Annotated in this window: 8 protein-coding genes; 4 read left to right on the top strand and 4 right to left on the bottom strand. The window is 57.3% G+C overall.

Going from position 1 to position 15,591, the window contains the following annotated elements; all coding sequences use genetic code 11:
* Positions 1-169: 169 nt before the first annotated feature.
* The 4 genes from JMJ04_RS14060 (at position 170) to JMJ04_RS14045 (ending at position 3,467) form a co-directional block, all read left to right on the top strand.
* Positions 170-1,135, top strand: coding sequence for a class I SAM-dependent methyltransferase (locus JMJ04_RS14060; protein WP_201371099.1), 966 nt, complete (start codon positions 170-172; stop codon positions 1,133-1,135).
* Positions 1,136-1,164: 29 nt separating this feature from the next.
* Positions 1,165-1,605, top strand: a complete 441-nt coding sequence (locus tag JMJ04_RS14055) for a response regulator (RefSeq protein ID WP_201371098.1) — start codon at positions 1,165-1,167, stop codon at positions 1,603-1,605.
* Between the two features lie 53 nt (positions 1,606-1,658).
* Entirely contained in the window at positions 1,659-2,519 is an 861-nt protein-coding gene (locus tag JMJ04_RS14050; RefSeq protein ID WP_201371097.1) for a class I SAM-dependent methyltransferase, read from the top strand.
* A 207-nt stretch (positions 2,520-2,726) separates the two neighbouring features.
* The gene (locus tag JMJ04_RS14045) at positions 2,727-3,467 is read left to right on the top strand and encodes a cytidylate kinase-like family protein (protein WP_201371096.1); all 741 of its coding nucleotides are present in this window, start codon (positions 2,727-2,729) and stop codon (positions 3,465-3,467) included.
* Positions 3,468-3,488: 21 nt separating this feature from the next.
* Here the strand turns inward: JMJ04_RS14045 and JMJ04_RS14040 are convergent, their stop codons facing one another.
* The 4 genes from JMJ04_RS14040 to JMJ04_RS14025 form a co-directional block, all read right to left on the bottom strand.
* Positions 3,489-5,027 (bottom strand): hypothetical protein, encoded by a 1,539-nt coding sequence (locus JMJ04_RS14040; protein WP_201371095.1) that lies wholly within the window; start codon positions 5,025-5,027, stop codon positions 3,489-3,491.
* Positions 5,028-5,278: 251 nt separating this feature from the next.
* On the bottom strand, positions 5,279-6,034 hold the full coding sequence (locus tag JMJ04_RS14035) for a thioesterase II family protein (protein ID WP_201371094.1): 756 nt from the start codon (positions 6,032-6,034) through the stop codon (positions 5,279-5,281).
* Positions 6,035-6,131: 97 nt separating this feature from the next.
* Complete coding sequence (locus JMJ04_RS14030) at positions 6,132-11,645, bottom strand: non-ribosomal peptide synthetase (protein ID WP_201371093.1); 5,514 nt, start codon at positions 11,643-11,645, stop codon at positions 6,132-6,134.
* Between the two features lie 5 nt (positions 11,646-11,650).
* Positions 11,651-15,535, bottom strand: coding sequence for a type I polyketide synthase (locus tag JMJ04_RS14025; protein WP_201371092.1), 3,885 nt, complete (start codon positions 15,533-15,535; stop codon positions 11,651-11,653).
* Between the last annotated feature and the right edge of the window lie 56 nt (positions 15,536-15,591).

Here is a 15,591-nt window from a genome sequence, read left to right as displayed (position 1 = left end):
TAAAAATGCCTCCGGCATTTTTACGCCACGTCTCTTTACTCGAATAGTAAGGAATCTTGAAAATAACTTTCCGCTTTTCCTTCTGAGGGATGTATAGACAGTTATAGAGGCGACAAAAAGATGTTTGCCTTCATATAACGATGCGTTAAGAGAGGAAAAGTAGGGATATATGCATACACAAGCTTTTATGTACCAGGAGTATGAATACCAGCAACGGCCACAGCGGATCAAAGAGCTGAACCCTGATGGGCCGTCGCCAGTAGACGATGTAGAGATGGCGCGCCAGCTCCTCCAACACTATAAGCTGCGCAATGCCATAGGCGGCCTCCTGCCAGATATTCCGCAACTCGGACGCATACGCCGAGTACTCGATATCGGCAGCGGGAGCGGAGCCTGGGCCATTGACTTAGCAAGCATGCACCCTGATATGCAAGTAATGGGGATCGATAAAAATCCACGCCTGGTAGCCTACGCCAGGCAGCAAGCCCAGGCCAGCCAGGTCCATAATGTGGCGTTTCAGGTACAGGATATCAACAAGCTCGACGAACAGATCCTGCAACCAGGAAGCTTCGACCTAGTCAATATGGCCTTCTTGAGTGAGTCTCTGCTAGAGGTAACTTATCCAGAGCTACTTGAAAAAGTGGTAACCTTCTGTAGCCCTGGTGGACTGCTACGATGGACCGAAGCGGCGATGCCAACCACCAATAGCTTCGCCTTTGAAGATTTTGCCATGGATATCGGGCGCGCATTGCGTGAGCGCGAATATTCGTTCTATACTGATCCCAAGACGAAGCAGGTGGAGAAAATGGGCGAATGCCTGATGCACTTTGCCTTTCAACGCTTTACAGGCATTACCCACTGCCTCGCCCCCTGGCTACGCGCCATAGGCTATCACAATGTCCACCTACACTCCTATGCCCTGGACATCTCCTATGGCACCAATCTGCACTATAGCTTCGTGCGCCAGGTCAGCGTGTTCTATAAAAAGATCCTCCCCCTCCTGAGCACCTATACCTTCCTGGAGGAGTTCGAGGCCGACTATCTGTACGAAGAACTGATTGAAGACCTCCAGGATAAGGATTTTTGTGGTCTCTGTCATCTCGTGAGCGTGGTAGGCGAGCGGCCCGTCGCTTAAGGGTGGTAGAAGGGAGAGGAGAGAAAAAGATGCAACCTGGCAGAACACACCCTAATCTGATTATGGTTATTGACGACTCCACCATTGTGCGCAAGATTCTCGAGGTCTGCCTCGTGCGTGCAGGCTACGATGTCGTGAGCTTTAGCAATGGCGTGGAGGCTATTCGCTGGCTAGAGAAGAAGGGAAGGTTTGTACCCGCGCTGGTCTTTCTGGACATTGGTCTCCCCATCGTCGATGGCTGCTCGCTTGCCTGCTACTTCAGCAGCCTCCCAATATACAGGCAAATGGCCATTGTGATGCTTACAGCCAGGAACGGCTTATTAAGTCGGATCATGGCTCGTATCTCAGGCGCGCGAGCATATATTACCAAGCCATTCACCACATATGACATCCTACAAACAACACGCACCTGCCTGCGCCAGGCAGGGCACCAGGACGCACCAGGACAGGTCCTGACGGTCAGAAGGTAAAAAGAAAGAGACACTATAACAAGGGCAGAGAAGAGTAGCGGTTGGAGGATGAGATGCAAACCCCACAGGGAGAAGGAAACCAGCACCAGGCGGTACATACTCTTGTCACCAATACCATCTGGATTATCCTACAAACTTATGTGCATGTACTCCTGCAATATCATATGCAAGGCTTGCTTCCAGGACTGATTGACGATCAAACGTGCCAAAACATACTAGATATGCTCTGTGGCGCGGGACGCTGGGTGCTCGACCTGGCCCATAGCGATCCCGGCCTTCAAGTCGAGGGAATTGAAAGTAACAAGGGGCTTTATCAGTATGCCCTGGCGGGTCGCACGGTTCAGCGGCGCCAGAATGCCCACTTTATATATGGATCGCCAGCCCACATACGAACTCGGAGGGGCCACTTCTATGACCTGGTGCATCTGCGCTTCACTAGCTTGCGTTGCCAGGAAGAGGAGCTTTCCGCCATGCTGCGCGAAGGCTTGAGAATAGGCAAAGGCCAGATCTGCTGGATTGAAGCCGGAGAGCTTGAGACGCCACATAGTGCCTGCACACGTTGGTATTCCTTACTACGCACACTGCTCCAACGAGAGGGGCACCATCTCTGCACCGGGGCGCAAATGGTAAGGCACCTGCACGAGGCAGGCTGGCGTGACGTACAACACCAGGCAAGCATTATTGACCTCTCCGCGGGAACACCTGGGTATCACCTATTCGCACGAGATTGGCATTGGATGGCACTCTATCTCGCGCCCCTGGCCCAGCACTGGAATCTGGCAACCCGGGAAGAGCTGGCGCAATGGCATCGCGACCTCACCATCGAACTCCTCTCGCCACAATTCCAAGCACGCTGGACGCTGCATACTGTCATCGGAAGAGTATCACTCAAACGTGATATAAGTGGGACATAGTAAGAGGAACCCAACCCCCTCCATAACGAAGAGGAAGCACAACTAACCAAAAAGATATAATCAAAGAGAACATAGAATAGTAAGAAGTTTTACGATAGACATATGCTTATGTAGGAACGTATCCTTGTAGGTCAAAACAATCGGAGTTACATCGTCACGAAATGCTTGTCAAATAAAGAGTAGCTCGTTAAGAAAGAAGCCGAACATATGCCAGAGAATCATGCCGAGATCGCACAGATGCGTGCCATCACCATTTCGCGTGAGTATGGTAGCGGAGGTGGTGAGGTAGCACAGCGCCTGGCGCACCGCCTGGGCTGGGAACTGGTAGACCATGAGATCGTGGTCCGGGTCGCGCAGGAACTCAATATCACAGAGCTGGAGGCAGAGGAGCATGATGAGCGAGGCGAGTCACTCGTTAATTATCTCATCAGCAGTATGCGTGTCTTACAGCCTGCGATGTTTACGCTGGAGCCGCAACCCGTACTCACCAATACACGGATCTATCACGAAGCACTCACAAAGGTCGTCGAGGCAGCCATAGCACGTGGGCATGTCATCATCGTCGGACGAGGATCGCAGGTGCTCCTGGCGGGCAGACGTGATGTATTCCATGCGCGGATCGTCGCGCCATTTGATCTGCGCGTCCAGTATGTGATGCGGCGCGAAGGGCTAGGGAAGGGCGATGCCGAAGCACGCATCCAGATGAAAGACCATGATCGCGAGCGCTACTTACAAACGCAGTATCGACGCAATCCAGATGATCCTACCCTGTACGATCTGGTCATCAATAGCGGTATACTCGACCTGGATACAGTAACGGACCTTATCACCCTGGGGGTCGAGCGCAAAGCTAAGCGACTCCATATCCCAACCAACGAGCTTGGACCCAAAGCAGGCTTAACCCGCTATCCAGGCCAGCCCGGCGATATTCGTCCGCCCACGAGCTAATAGCTTACAGGAGGTATCAGTCTACACGTTCCAGAGTGGCTCGCTGACTAGGCGACACCGCTCCAGATGCCGTGTGGCGCATTCGCGACAGGGGCGATCAGTACGCTTATGAGATTCGCCAGGCGTGCTCGTCTCACCAGCTTCTGCTTCCTCCGCCTCAACATGCTCGCGCAACTGGCGCCAATGCGCCGAGGAGAGCCGGGGGAAGAGCGAACGCAAGACCGAGAGCGAGGGCCATCCGCTACGAAGCCTGGGCAGCATATATTCCAATTCTCTCCAGGCACGCGCGGAGAGATAAAAGTACGTCAGGCCATGCCCCTTGCCACGTAATGGCAAGAACGTACCCACGAGGTGCGAGCGCGCAAACTGGCGCAGGTGTTCAAGAAAACCAGGAGCCACGCCAGCATACCCTTGAGGCAATGGGAAGCGCCAGTAGAAGGACTCACCAGCGCACTCAAACTCGATCAGGGCCTCGTCAGCCAGGAAGAAGGTGCTTACCTGTTCAGACTCCCATTCACCACTTGTGACACGCGCCAGGTGGAGCAGCAAGCGCGTATAATCCTCTTCGCGATACTGGTAGTGGCGTTTGAGGGTCACATAACGCTGGGGAAGCAACACCGCCAGGATATCAAAGAGGCAGCTCTTCGCGGTTGCCTGCTCTAGTTGAGGCACGGAGATATGCTTGAGCAGACCATGCGAGTGCAAGGTCGCGGCGAGATGGGCAACCGTGATACTCTCGCCCGAAACGATTGCCAGGTGTTGCTCGGCCTCGTTCCAGACCGGCACATAGTCCCAGGAGAACGGTTCAGGCAGAAGCAGGACCCCACCATCCTCTAGCGGCTCAAGATGCCAGGCCGGTGTCGTCAAGATGCGCTCAAGACCATAGTGTGCCACCAGTTCTGGCCCAAGCATATTAGCCAGGGAGAGGAAACGCAGGTGTCCCACGGCAGCGTCGTTACGCAGGACGGCATCGAGCGCTGTCCGTTCCTCTACGTGCTCAGGATCAATATCCATAGCCCAGGCAAAGCCTGGACGATCAAAATCCATATCATGTACCCAGCCATAAATGGGATGCAGATGCTGATAGAGAGCCTTGAGTACCGCAATCCAGAGCGCATGCATACGCGCGCTCTCCTCACCATGCGCAGCAGTCAGGTACTCGGGCTCGATACTCAACAATACCAGGGGCGTTCCTGTTGGCCCACCCGGCGTAAAATCGAGATCAAAGGAGAAGAGGTGCTCACCATGATAGGCACGGCACACCAGGTGCGGCTCGTGCAGGGTATGATAGAGAGCCAGTTCGCAGCGCAACTGGGCAGAGAGTCCGCTCTGGCGCAAGTGCAATAAGAGCCGCTGACGCTCGGCAGGCAGGGTGTCGAGACGAGACGGGCGAGCACACATAGCGCTCCACCAGACACGAAATGAGGGTTCAAACTCCTCTTCGGCCACGAAGTAGTAGCCCTGCTCCGTCAGGGCAGTAAAGAGGGCCTGAAGCACCTCAAAGTCGTAGAGCATCTCTGTCTCGCGCACATAGCAACGCAGCGTCAGTGGTAATTTCATCGGTCAATTTCCTTTGCCTTGCGCCTTTGCTGGTTCACTCTAAAACAGGCTAAGATCTTATTCCGAAATCCAACGTCACTTGCGTGCCTAGCGCTTCCCCCATTCGGGGGCAAGCGGTGGCACGGCAAGCCCGCTCAGGGTTTTCGGATCAGAAATACTAGAAAACAAAACTTACCCTGACTATTCTTTTTGGCGAGGAAGAAAGCGGTTACCTATCAAGTAAGTATGCTCTTTTTCTCGACGACGTTACCCTATAGACTGGCCAGGAGGTCCTGGGCCAGGAGGGGCAAGAGGAGGTCCTGGACGGAATGCAGGTAGAAGTGATTACCGGGAAGCTGGCGCACAGTACACGAGGCGCTGGTATATGATCGCCAGCCCTCTAATTCTCCGCGGCTGACCAGCGTATCCTGCATACCACCATAGACGACAATGGGGCAGGTCAAGGGGATAGAGGGGGTGTGAGTATAGGTTTCGTAGAGGGTAAAATCCGCACGCAGGGTCGGTAGCATTAAACGCATCAGTTCCGCGTTCTGGAGCACGGCCAGGGGCGTCCCCCCCAGGCGATAGAGCGAACGCAGGAACCCAGGCAATGGCTGCGTGTGTAGCGGTTCCTGACGCGCTGGGAGATGGGGAGCTTTTATCGCTGAGAGGCAGAGAGCACGTGGTAGGAGCAAGCACTGTTCCTGAAGCGTGCGCGCCAACACATATGCGATCAAGCCTCCCATACTATGCCCGAAAAAGGCAAAAGGCTCATGCAAATAAGGCTGCATGACTTCAATGAGTGTCGCGACAAGCTGCTCCAGCGAGGTAAACGCTGGCTCCGCGATGCGTTGCTCATGTCCAGGAAGGTAAACTGGGCAGAGCGCAACCTCGTGTGGCAGAGATGTAGACCAACGCCGGTAGAAGGCCACGCCACCACCAGCATAGGGAAAACAGAAGAGGCGCAGGCGCGTCTCAGTATCCTGCGTACAGGTAATCCAGGAAGAAGTTTCGATATTGGAAGCCATACCCCATCCATGAGTGAGCATAAGTCCATGCCAGCATGGACCCTACAACAGGCACACGCAATGTGTAGGGTCCATGCTGGCATGGACTTAGAAGAGCTTAGAAGTAATACGTGGCGCAACCAACCTGAATGCCAGCGCCAACCGAGATGATCAGGCCGATATCGCCCGGGCGTGCCAGATTCTGCTGGCGCGCCTGCTCAAGCGCGTAGGGAAGCGACGAGGTAAAGAGATCGTGCTCCGCCTGCACATCGACCAGTTTCTCGGCGCTTACATTCAGTGTCTTGCCCAGGTTGGCAATAAACTGGGACGAGATCTGGGGCGGCAGGATAACCTTTACCCGCTCCAGGTCCAGTTGCTCAAGCGCCAGAAGCTCCTGCACCGTCTCCCGAATACATTGCAGGTAGTACTCCTGGAGGCGGGGATCGGTTGCGACAGAGAGCGTCATCTTACCGTTGTGCAGTTCGGTATGGGAATTGATGGCTCCAAGATAATCCGTGAAGTACTTGAAGACGAAGTTCCCGAACCCGCACTGCCCATCGGCGCTCTCGGCCAGGATCATGGCCGAGCCAGTCTCCTCGATGCCACGCAACACATCAGGTCGATACTCGCGATTATTTTCGATCTCGGAGGCCATGACCAGCGCGTTGTTGACCTTCTGGGCCTTGATCATACCAATCGCAGTATGACATGCATTCAGCAGGCCAATCGAGCCATTGAAGACGTCGAAGACAAAGGTCTTCTTATCTGTCACCTTCTCGATCTCTTCGTTGATCTTCAGGTCACCTTGGCTCAATGCGGCTATCGCAGGTTCACTTAAGAACTCGTCGCGATAGACACCGGCATAGATCATCAGGTCGATATCCTTGCGATCATATGAGGAAGCGGCCAGGCAGTTCTCGGCAGCGGCGTTAACCAGGGCCAACGCCTCTTTTTTCACAGGAGACTGAGCGGGCAGCGTACCGATGCTCTCCACACGCACGCGTCGCGTTGGTGGCAGGAGAGGAACGGTATGACGCTGTTCAGGTGGAACCTTCTGCACCTTTTCGCCCGCGTCGACACGACGCATGCGCTCAGGCAGGTCATCGAAGGTATAAATGGCGGCTCCGATGGTCGCGCCAGAGCCGGTAATACCCAGGACCGCGTTATCGCCTGACTGAATACGACCCGAACGAATATGGTCAGCGATGGCAATCATCTGCGTCGTGGTCGCGGTATTCCCACGCTCGGCGATGTTGTTGATTACATTCTCCTGCGTGCAGATCTCCTTACCGAAGTGACTATTGATCTCGCGCGCCGCATCGCGAATCGTCGTGCTGGAGGTCTGGTGAATAATCACATGCTGGAAGGAATCGCTGGGCCAGCCGGAGCTTGCGATGACGTTCGCCGCGTGAGCTACCGCATGTTTCATGTTGACCGCCGAGACCTTGACGGCATCGGTATACATGATCGAGCCGCCATGCTCGCGATCTGTTACCTTACCGATACAGTCACGGCTGTAATGACCCAGAGAGAACATGTCGAACTCGTGGAAGCCCACCTTCTGGTTGGGAGCGCGCTCCAGGAGGACTGCCGCGCCTGCATCACCCACCGTCAGGCAGGGGAGGCGCGAGTCCATAAAGCCCTCCAGTTCCTTCTGAGCGGTCAGCGCGATATGCGTGATATACTCACCGCTTACGGCGATACCGCGCCGGATCAGACCAGCCTTGAGGAAGGAATCGACAATATTGATAGCGGTAAAGAGACCTGTGCATGCGTTGTCGATATCAAAGGCGATGGCGTTCTTCAGGCCAAAGTGGTGCTTCAAACGGATCGCCGTGCTTGGCTCAAAAGAGAAACTGAAGTTCGGAGCGTCGCAGCGCGATATGCTTCCGCTGACGATCATATCGATATCTTCAGGATTGTACTTTGAGCGCTCAAGACAATCCGCCACGGCCTGGCGCGCAATATCAATCGAGAACTCGGTCTCACCTGCCATGCGGCGCGACTTGATGCCGGTCAGACGAGCGAAGGGGAAGCGGATAGGACTGACACAACCCTGGATTACCTCTTCCGAGGTCACGACCTTGGGCGGCAGATAAGTTCCCAGGCTCTCGATTATTGTATTCATCAATAGCGTCGGCGAGGAGTCAGCCTGCATGGGCTTCAGTTCCGGCTGCGTTGGTGCCACAGGCTCCTCTACGCCAGGAAGCGCGGTCTCGGCGATAGGCTGTGCCGAGGATTCAGACAGCGCAATTGTCTGTGAAGTAGGCGCATTCCCCAGGACGCTGACGAGTTCAGCGATGGTCTGAAACTCAAAGAGCTTCTCCAGCGGCAGGTCAATGCCAGCCTCTTTGGCCCTCGCGACAATCTCCAGGCTCTGGATGGAGGCTCCGCCCAGGTCGAAGTAGTTGTCGTGGATACCGACGCGGCTCAGCCCCAGCACCTCAGTCCAGATCTCCGCCAGCTTCTGCTCCGTCGCGTTACGAGGCTCGACGAACTGCTCTTCCAGTTCAGGACGTTCGCTATTGGGCGAAGGTAGGGCCTTGCGATCCACCTTACCATTTGGTGTCAGCGGCAAGGCGCTCAGGAAGAGGAAGGCCGAGGGAACCATGTAGGATGGCAGGTGCTGACCCAGGAAGGTGCGCAGTTCCTCAAGCGTAAGGCCCGCCTCCTGAGGTGAGAGCAGAGGCGAATCGCTCACGGCAGGGATATGCTCACCCACCTGCTCAGGGACGAGATAGGCCACGAGGCGCTTATTTCCAGGCATATCCTCGCGCGCAATGACGATTGCCTCTTTCACGTTTGGATGCTGACTTAGTGCGGTCTCGATCTCGCCCAGTTCGATACGGAAGCCCCGTATCTTGACCTGGTGATCGATACGACCCAGGAACTCGATCACGCCATCCGGGCGATAACGCGCAAGGTCGCCCGAGCGGAAGAGGCGCGCACCCTCAGACATGCTGAATGGATCGGGAATAAACTTCTCGCGGTTCAACTCGGGGCGCTGGTGATAGCCGCGTGCGACGCCTACACCACCGATGTATAGCTCGCCTGAGACACCTACAGGGACAGGCTGCTGGGCCTCGTCCAGGATATAGATCTGTGTGTTGGCAATGGGGCGGCCAATCGGAATTACCGTTTCCTTGCTGCCAGGCTGGCAGGCCCAGTAGGTCACATCAATCGCGGCCTCGGTTGGCCCATAGAGGTTATGCAGTTGGGACTTGAGGCGAGCAAAGAAGCGCTCCTGTAGATCATAGATCAGGGCCTCGCCGCTACAGATGACACGCTTAAGGCTTTGACAACGCACCTCTAGATCAGGCTCCAGCAAGAAGGCGTGCAGCATCGAAGGCACAAAGTGCAACGTGCTAATGCGCTGATCATGAATGAGCTTCGCCAGATAGGCCGCATCTGACTGCCCGCCGGGGCGAGCCATGACGAGGGTAGCGCCGCTGATCAGGGGCCAGAAGAACTCCCAGACCGAGACATCAAAGCTGAAGGGCGTCTTTTGCAGCACACGGTCCTCGGCAGTCAGGTGGTATTCCTGCTGCATCCAGTGCAGACGGTTGCAGACACCACGATGCGTATTCATCACGCCCTTAGGCCTGCCCGTCGAGCCAGAGGTATAGATCATGTAGATGAGATTTTCCGGGCGCAGGTCGAGCGTAAGGTTATCCGGCTCGCCACCGTTGTCCGTGCCCCAGTTGGCGTCCAGCGTGAGCACGCGGGCGCTCTGTTGCGGCAGTTGCTCAAACAGCGCCGATTGTGTCAGCAGGACTGACACGGCGGCATCCTCAAGCATATATGCCAGGCGCTCCTGTGGATAGGCGGGGTCCATCGGGACATAGGCGCCCCCAGCCTTTAGCACACCCAGCAGGGCCACTACCATCTCGACGGAGCGCTCCATACAGACGCCAACCAGGGTATCGGGTTTGACGCCACGCGAGCGTAGTTCACGTGCCAGCAGATTCGCGCGTCGGTTCAGCTCACGATAGGTCAGCGAATTGCCTTCATACACCAGCGCCTCGGCATTGGGGGTGCGCTGAACCTGCTCTTCAAAGAGTTGGGGAATGCTGGCTTGCTCTGGATAAATGGCCTCGGTCGCGTTCCACTCAACCAGGGCCTGACGCTTCTCCGCCCCGGTCAGCAACGGAAGCGAGAGGATAGACTGCTCAGGCTGAGCCACGATACCCTCCAGCAGCACCAGCAAGTGTCCGCCCATGCGCTCAATCGTCGCATCATCGAAGAGATCAACATTGTAGCGAAAATCGGCGGAGAGGCCACCATCCATCTCAAAGATGGTCAGGGTCAGGTCAAAGGGCGCACCCTGCTGACCCATGACATACGGTTCAAGCTTGAGCGCGGGCAGGGCGATCGCATGATGTCCATTCGCGCCATTATGCGCATGGGAGCCATTTTGCCCATTACTGCTCATCTGACTCAGGAGGGCCAGTTCACTCTCGTCGCGCTTGCGAGGGCGGTCCCAGATGAAGAGCGACTGGAAGATCGGCGAGTAGCTGGGGTCGCGCCTGGGCTGCAAGCGCTCAACGATGACTGGGAAGGGGAGATCCTGGTGCTCCAAGGCCCCGGTAACAGTCTCGCGCACCCGGTTCAGCAGCTCTTTAAAGCTGGGATTGCCCGCCAGGCTGGTGCGCAAAGCGGCTGGATTGACCAGGTAGCCGACGATCTTCTCCAGATCGGCGCGGCTACGACCGAGCATGGGCGTCCCCACCAGCACATCATCCTGGTGACTATAACGATAGAGCAGAGTCTTAAAGGCCGCCAGTACTATCATAAAGAGGGTAGCCTTCTCAGACTGAGCCAGGGCGCGTAGCTTGCGCGTCAGGTCAGCGCTGAAGGGGAAGCTATGCGAGGCGCCACGATAGGTCTGCACTGGTGGGCGGGGACGATCCAAAGGCAGGTTCAGCAGTGGTAGCTCGCCTGCCAGCTTCTCCTGCCAGTAGGACCAGAGGCGCTCGCCCTCTGGGCTCTTCGCCAGCTCGGACTGCCAGCGGACATACTCCGTAAAAGCAGGGCCTGCGGCGGGAAGCGCCGCCTGTGATCCCGCGACCCGCGTGGCATAGAGGAGATAGAGTTCATCAATCAGAATATCAAGCGACCAGAAGTCCAGCGCGATATGATGCACCGTGAGCGCCAGGATATGCTCCTGGGGGGCGCGCTGGAAGAGCTGAATACGCATGATAGGCCCCTTCTCCAGATTGAAGGGACGATTGCCTTCTACGAGGAGGCGCTGCTTGAGCGCCTCTTCAGACCAGGAGGAGGCATCGATGCGCTCGATGGGGATCTCCTGCTGGCGCTGGAAATACTGGACAGGCTCGCCCTCCCTGGTGGCATAGGTCGCTGTCAGGATCGGGTAGCGACGCGCCAGCTCCTGGAAGGCGGATTGTAGTGCCTGGATATCTAACGCGGCTTGAATACGCGCGGAGTAGAGCAGATTATAGGCAGCGCTTTCGGGAGCGAGGCGATAGAGGAACCAGAGGGCACGCTGTCCCTGGGACAACGTGGCCCACTCTGGCTCGACCTTCGCCGCAGCTTTTTCACGGAGCAGGCGCTCCAGAAGCGCTCGTTTCTGTTCGGGAGAAAGACCTGCAAGTTTCTTGGACGCTTCACTCATTCGTTTTATTCCTCTCCCTGTACCATTTGTTTGAGCAAGGAGTCTATCTGGTCTTCGGGCAACTGATCGAGCTGAGTCAGGAGCGCGGCCGCTTCCTGCGGACTCATCTTACCAGCATCCTGAGCCTGGGCTGCGGCTGGTTGCTCACCCTGTTCCGCAAGCATTTGTTGCAACAAGGCATCTACATCCTGATCGGAGAGCTCGTCGAGCTGATCCAGCAACTGCTGAGCCTGGTCCTGGTTAAGCGCCTCCTCCGGCTGAGAAGGTGCTTCCACGGCTACCATGGTCACAGTGGGCAACTGCTCAAGGAGCTGGCTCGCGAACTGCGCGATGCTTGGCCCCTGGAGGAATGTGACAATCGGAACGCGCACCCCCAGCGCCTGCTCAATACGGTTCTTCAGTTCAATCGCCATCAGCGAGTCCAGACCCAGGGTTGTGAGTGGCTGATCGCTATCCAGACGCTCGGCCGGAACACGCAGCACAACCGCGACCTGCTCGCTTAGATACTGCTCTAGCAACGACAGGCGCTCAGAGCCAGTGGCACGCAGGATGGCATCAATTCCACTCCCCGTCGATGTCGGCGTCCGCGGTGCTAACTGCTCGCTTGTATCCTCAACAAGGTAGGAGACCAGCGGTAGGGCCGCGATCTGGGGATAGAACTCGCGCAAGAGTTGCCAGTCGAGCTTTAGCACGCCAACCTGGGCGGCCTGTTGCGGGATGAGCAGTTCGAGGGCGGCCAGGACATCACGAGGCGAGATACGCTGAATGCCATGGCTCTCCCAGTACTCATGCACACGCTGGCCCTCGGCGGTCGCGCCAAAGCCAATCTCGGAGACCGCGCCCCAGTCGATACTGATGGCGGGCAGGCCCTGTGCCCGCTGGTAGTGCGCCAGGCTATCCATAAAGGCACCCGCCGCCGCGTAGTTCCCCTGGGCTGCGGAGCCGAAGAGCGAGGCACCCGACGAGAACGAGACAAAGAAGTCCAGGCGGCTCTCCTGAAAGAGTGTATGCAGGAGCCAGCTCCCGATGACCTTGGGGCGGAAGACCGCGCCCAGGGCAGATGCATCCAGGTTGATCAGCGGTTTGACCAGGGGCTGTCCCTGCGCATCCTGCCAGACAGAGGCGGCATGCAGAATACCCTTGATGGGGGGATGGCCCTGCCGCATGTGATCGGCCAGGAAGGCACGAAGTTGCGCCTCGTCCGTCACGTCGAGCTGAACACAGTGAACCGTCACGCCCTCGGCCTCTAGCTCGCGAATGCCGCGAACGAGGCCCGCCAGGCGATCCGTGGCCGGAATGCGCTCCCATTCGGAGCGCGGCGGTACCTGGGTGCGCCCAGCGAGAATAAGCGAACGTGCGCCCTTCTGTGCCAACCAGCGCGCAACCTCAAAGCCCAGGCCCCAGAGGCCTCCAGTCACCAGATAGCTACCCTGCGCACGAATATGCAGGTCGCGCGCGACAAAGTCGTGGCTATGCACCATGCGCGCGACATAGCGCTCGCCCTGGCGGAAGGCCACCTGGTCCTCGCGACTGGTGTCAAGCAGGCTCGCATAGAGCTGCTGCGCGCCCTCCTCAATGCCCTCCTGGCTAGAGAGGTCGATGAGCGCACCCCAGATCTCGGGATGCTCCATCGCGCAGGTGCGCCCCAGGCCCCAGAGCGGAGACTGCGCCACCGCCAGCGCGGCATTATCGGAGGTCACGGCCTGGGCGTCGCGCGTGACCAGCCAGAGGCGCGGGAGTTGCGCACTCGTATTCTGTGCCAGGGATTGCATCACGCCCAACGCGGAGGTCGTGCTCAGCGCGAGATCGCGCTCAAGCGTCTGCGCAGTTGTCTGCTCGCTTGGCATCGAGTCTAGGCTCCAGAGATGCACTACGCCCCGCAGCGGGGTCGCAAAGGTCTCTTGAACGCGACTGATAACGCGCTGTACATCGTTCAGTTGCGCGGGTTGGACCTGGTAACGGCCCGAGCCGAGCTCACCATAGTGGCTCCCCGCCTGGACAAGCGCGCACTGTTGGCCACGCGCCTGCAAGTATTGTACCAAGCGCTGGCCCACGCCCTGGCGATCCGCGAAGATCAGCCAGGTGCCAGAACGCTCCTCGGGCCAGTTTGTCTGCTCGCCAGGAGCGAAGCTCTGCTTCTCCCAGCGCAGCTCATACAGCCAGGAGGAGAGATCGACCGCGGGCGCGGGCGGTGCCAAAGGTGTCGAGCGCTGGAGTTGAATGCCCCTTGCCTCGATCAGCAGACGTCCATCCTCGGAGAAGACGCGTACATGGCCCTCCAGGGTTGTCGCATCCGGGCGAATCTGCTGATCCAGGGTCGCATGGCTCCAGGCAATCTTGCCGGGGCGTTCATGCAGCTTGAAGCCCTGCAAACCCACGGGAAGGTACAGCACACCCTCACCTGCGCCCAGGGATTGGGGAAGTGCTGAGGTAAGGACCTGGAGACATGAATCGAGCAGGGCGGGATGTACCTGGTAATGCTCACATTCTAGCTCGAAGGCAGGTGAGAGGCTAACGCGCCCCAACGCCTCACCATCGTGCCGCCAGAGTTGACGGATGCTGCGATAGTCTTCATTCAACTCAATACCATGCTGCTCCAGGCGCTGATAGAAGGCATCAAGCGCGACCTCCTCCTGACAGCGCCGCTGAACTGCCTGCAAGCTCTCATCGCTTGCCCCGGTATATGCCGCACCATGATGAGCATTCGGCTGTGAGTTGCCATTGAAAGCATGCCCGTTGCTTTGCTCAGGCATGGAAGGCGCAAAGGGATCAAGAGTGTATGAGCTGGGCTCTGGCTCCGGCCATTGAGGCTCTTCCTCGACGCTGAGCTCACGCAGGCGATTGAGATGGGACATGCTCGCCATTACGACTTCGGTCTCTATACCAAAGTCAAGCTGGCAAGCAATCTCGTTGACCCCCACAGCCTGCAACTGGCGCACCAGGGGGAGACAGCTCTCGGGCGTGCCAAAGAGTACACGCTGCGTCGAGATCATGCGCTCAAAGACAAAGCTCAGATACTCGTTGACGTCCTCCTCAGAGAGCGTCGCCAGGTCAACCTTCTGTCCACGACTATAGGCAACGGCGTTCAGAAGGTAGGCCGCCGAGCGCAAATAATCACAGAAGGGACCCTTGGCCAGGTCATTGACGGCCTGCTCGCTCTCCGCGATGAAGGTATGCAGCATGACCGAGACCTGCCCAGTCTGCGGGTCATAGCCATGAGCGGCGCGTGCGTCGCGATAGATCTTGATCTTCTCGCCCAGCTCCTCGACGCTCTGGTTATACATATGCGTCAGGAGATTGGCGCCGATCTCACCCGCTTTGGCGAAGGTTTTAGGATTGCCCGCGGCGGTCACCCAGATAGGAATCTCGGGCTGGATGGGCGTGGGATAGGTGCGAATATCGACCATCTTGCCATCGCCACCCTTGACCTGCACGGACTCGCCGCGCCAGAGCTTACGCACCGTCTCGATGCCTTCGTACATCACCTCGTTGCGCCGCTCATAATGATCGGGGAAGAGTGCGAAGTCATTAGGATGCCAGCCCGAGGCGATGGAGAGGCCCACACGACCCCCAGAAAGATTGTCGACCATCGCCCACTCCTCAGCAACGCGGAGCGGATTGTGCAGCGGTAGCACGACGCTCCCGGCGCGCAATTGAATCTGCCGGGTCTCACGCGCTAATGCTGCCTGCAAAATGGCAGGATTGGGATACAGCCAGCCATCACGGGTGAAGTGCCGCTCGGGGATCCACACCGATGAGAAGTCGTGGCTGTCCGCATATTTTGTGCTTTCGATAACCAGGCGGTACTTGTCGTGGTCATGGGTCGTCTCGCTACTAGCAAAGAAGATGAGACCAAATGTAATCCCCTGGTTGTGACTCTGTCTATTCATAAGCGCCACATTATCCTTTAAAGAAAAAGGAGGGTGGAACATCCTTCCTGTTCAAC

It is taken from the genome of Ktedonobacter robiniae, assembly GCF_016587375.1.
In the GTDB taxonomy this organism is placed as follows: domain Bacteria; phylum Chloroflexota; class Ktedonobacteria; order Ktedonobacterales; family Ktedonobacteraceae; genus Ktedonobacter; species Ktedonobacter robiniae.
This window is presented reverse-complemented; position numbering and strand designations above follow the sequence as displayed.

Bases quoted from the DNA above. Each gene is read 5' to 3' on its own strand.
- JMJ04_RS14055 (WP_201371098.1), top strand. From the start codon at position 1,165: ATGCAACCTGGCAGAACACACCCTAATCTGATTATGGTTATTGACGAC.
- JMJ04_RS14050 (WP_201371097.1), top strand. From the start codon at position 1,659: ATGCAAACCCCACAGGGAGAAGGAAACCAGCACCAGGCGGTACATACT.
- JMJ04_RS14035 (WP_201371094.1), bottom strand. From the start codon at position 6,034: ATGGCTTCCAATATCGAAACTTCTTCCTGGATTACCTGTACGCAGGAT.
- JMJ04_RS14045 (WP_201371096.1), top strand. From the start codon at position 2,727: ATGCCAGAGAATCATGCCGAGATCGCACAGATGCGTGCCATCACCATT.
- JMJ04_RS14060 (WP_201371099.1), top strand. From the start codon at position 170: ATGCATACACAAGCTTTTATGTACCAGGAGTATGAATACCAGCAACGG.
- JMJ04_RS14025 (WP_201371092.1), bottom strand. From the start codon at position 15,535: ATGAATAGACAGAGTCACAACCAGGGGATTACATTTGGTCTCATCTTC.
- JMJ04_RS14030 (WP_201371093.1), bottom strand. From the start codon at position 11,645: ATGAGTGAAGCGTCCAAGAAACTTGCAGGTCTTTCTCCCGAACAGAAA.
- JMJ04_RS14040 (WP_201371095.1), bottom strand. From the start codon at position 5,027: ATGAAATTACCACTGACGCTGCGTTGCTATGTGCGCGAGACAGAGATG.